The following is a 2,572-nucleotide window of genomic DNA, read 5'->3' on the forward strand; positions in this document are numbered from 1 at the left end:
GGAGCCGCCGCGTGTCCCGCCGTGTGCGCCCCCGCCGGTCCCGCCGCGCGGGCCGCCCCTGCCGGTCCGGCTGTCCTGCAGCAGGGCGCGGACCAGCCGGCGGACGGTGTCCTCGGTGGGTGTCGGTGCCTGGGTCATGGTCGCGCCGTCGTCGCTCGGGGAGATGCCGGATGGGGTCGTGGGCGGCCGCTTCACTCCACTATGACCATCTCCCGCGTGGTGTTGTTCAGCCGCCGGCCGCCGTCCTCGGTCACGGTGACGATGTCCTCGATGCGGACGCCGAACCGGCCGGGCAGATAGACACCCGGTTCGACGGAGAAGCACATGCCGGGCACGAGGGGCTGCTCCTCGCCCTCGATCATGTACGGCGGCTCGTGCGTGGTGACGCCGATGCCGTGGCCGGTACGGTGGATGAAGTACTCGCCGTAGCCGGCGTCGGCGATCACCGCGCGGGCGGCGCGGTCGACGTCCTGGCAGGCGGCTCCGGGCCGCACCGCCCGGAACCCGGCTTCCTGCGCCTCGCGCACGAGGTCGTGCACCCGGCGTTCCTCGTCGGTGGGTTCGCCGACGTGCACCGTGCGGGAGGTGTCGGAGCCGTAGCCGTCCTTCAGACCGCCGAAGTCGAGGACGACCATGTCGCCGCGTTCGATGACGCGTTCGCCGATCTCGTGGTGCGGGTTGGCGCCGTTCGGGCCGGAGGCGACGATCGTGAAGTCGACCTGGGAGTGCCCGAAGCGGCGCAGCAGCTCGGCGAGGTCGGCGGCGACGTCCGACTCCCGGCGCCCGGCGAAGGGCACGTTCCGGATCTCCTCGAACGCGGCGTCGGCGGCGGCCCCGGCCGCTGCCAGCAGGTCGAGTTCGGCCGCGTCCTTGACGGCGCGGAGCATCGGCAGGGCGTCGGTGAGGGAGGCGTAGGAGGCGCCGGGCAGTGAGGTCTGCAGGCCCAGCAGGTGCATGGCCCAGGCGTTGTCGCTGATGCCGAACCGGCCGCGCGGGTCGAGGAGTGCGGCGGTGGCGGCGTAGGGGTCCTTGCCGTCGGTCCAGTCGCGCAGGGTCAGCGCCGGTGCGGCGGGTGCCCGTGCGGCGTCCGGGGCCTCCAGGGTGGGGACGACCAGCACCGGGTCCTGGCCGGGCGTCAGCACCAGCAGGGTGAGGCGCTCGGTGACGGCGGTGGGGGTGTAGCCGGTGAGCCACACCAGGTCCGGGCCCGGGGCCACGAGCAGTCCGGCGAGTCCGGCGTCGGCGGCCGCCCGCGCGGCGCGCTCCATGCGGGCCTGGTAGTCGTCGGTGGTGAAGGGCGCGGGCGTGGTGCCGGTCATCCGGGGCCTCCCAGGGCGACAGAGGGCTACGGGCAGCATCCTGCCCGCCGGGCGGGGGCGGCGCGAGCCGGTTAACAGGCTCGCCGGGGTACTCGATCCACGCTTCTAATGGTTAGATCACCCCCAAGCATTAATTACCCCGGGGAGGCGTACGGCCGTGCTCGTACTCGCACACATCAGCGATCTGCATCTGGACGGAACCGCGCGGGCGACCGAGCGGGCCCGGCGGGTGCGCGACCGGCTGTGGCAGTTGCCGCAGCGGCCGGACGCGCTGCTGGTGACGGGCGACATCGCGGACCACGGCACGGAGTCCGAGTACGAGGAGGCCGCCGCGCTGCTGGGACTGCGCGGCGCGGACGCCCCGTTCCCGGTGCTGACCTGCCCGGGGAACCACGACCGCCGCGCGCCGTACCGGAAGGCCCTGCTGGGCCGGCCGGCCGCCGACGGCCCCGTCAACAGCGCGCACGTCATGCCGGGCGGCGCCGTCCTGATGTGCGACTCCAGCATTCCCGGCCGGGACGACGGGCTGCTGGACGCGGAGACGTACGGCTGGATCGAGTCGAGGCTCGAGGAGCTCGGCGGCGAGCTCCCGGTCCTGCTGGCCTTCCACCACCCTCCCGTGCCCCTGCACCATCCCCTTCCTGACTCCTTTCCGCTCCACGGCTCCGACCGCCTGGCCGCGCTGATGGCCCGCCGGCCCGAGATCGCCGGGCTGATCACCGGTCATGCGCACACCCCGGCCGCCACGACGTTCGCGGGACGGCCCCTCGTGGTGGGCCCCGGGGTCACCTGGACCCTGCGGCTGCCCTGGGAGGGCGAGCCGATCGCGGACCGGGACGCCCCGCCCGGTTTCGCGCTCCATGTGCTCGACGACACGGGGCGGCTCACCAGCCACTTCCGAGTGGTCACGTGACGATGCCGGGCACCACCGTCAGCTGCTGGTAGCCACCGCTGCGATGGCGCACCGTCAGCTTCACCTCCTTGCCCGGACGGGCCCGGGCGACGGCACGGGCGAGGTCGGCCGCCGAGTCGATCCGGGTCCTGCCGAAGGCGAGGAGCACGTCGCCCCTCACCAGGCCCGCCGAGAAAGCCGGGCCCGGAATGTGCACCCCGACCACCAGGGCGCCCGGTCTCCGGTCGTCCGCGACCTCCACGCCGAGCCGGGCGACGGCCGGCGCCGAGACCCGTGCGGCGACGGAGGGGGCAGTCGTGGGACGGGGCGAGGCGGAGGGTGCGCCGGCCGCCGGTCCCCC

3 protein-coding genes are annotated in these 2,572 nt (G+C 74.4%); 1 reads left to right on the forward strand and 2 read right to left on the reverse strand.

The annotated features are described in order from the left end of the window. Positions 1-191: 191 nt before the first annotated feature. On the reverse strand, positions 192-1,319 hold the full coding sequence (locus tag N4P33_RS34510) for an aminopeptidase P family protein (RefSeq protein ID WP_260830859.1): 1,128 nt from the start codon (positions 1,317-1,319) through the stop codon (positions 192-194). Between the two features lie 157 nt (positions 1,320-1,476). On the opposite strand from N4P33_RS34510, the gene N4P33_RS34515 reads away from it, so the two are divergent. After that, positions 1,477-2,232, forward strand: coding sequence for a metallophosphoesterase (locus N4P33_RS34515; RefSeq protein WP_260830860.1), 756 nt, complete (start codon positions 1,477-1,479; stop codon positions 2,230-2,232). Here N4P33_RS34515 and N4P33_RS34520 read toward each other — a convergent pair. Further along, the coding region (locus tag N4P33_RS34520) for a PDZ domain-containing protein (protein WP_260830861.1) at positions 2,225-2,572 on the reverse strand (348 nt) is incomplete at its 5' end. The genes N4P33_RS34515 and N4P33_RS34520 overlap by 8 nt on opposite strands.

The sequence above is a fragment of the Streptomyces sp. 15-116A genome (assembly GCF_025290915.1).
Classification (GTDB): domain Bacteria; phylum Actinomycetota; class Actinomycetes; order Streptomycetales; family Streptomycetaceae; genus Streptomyces.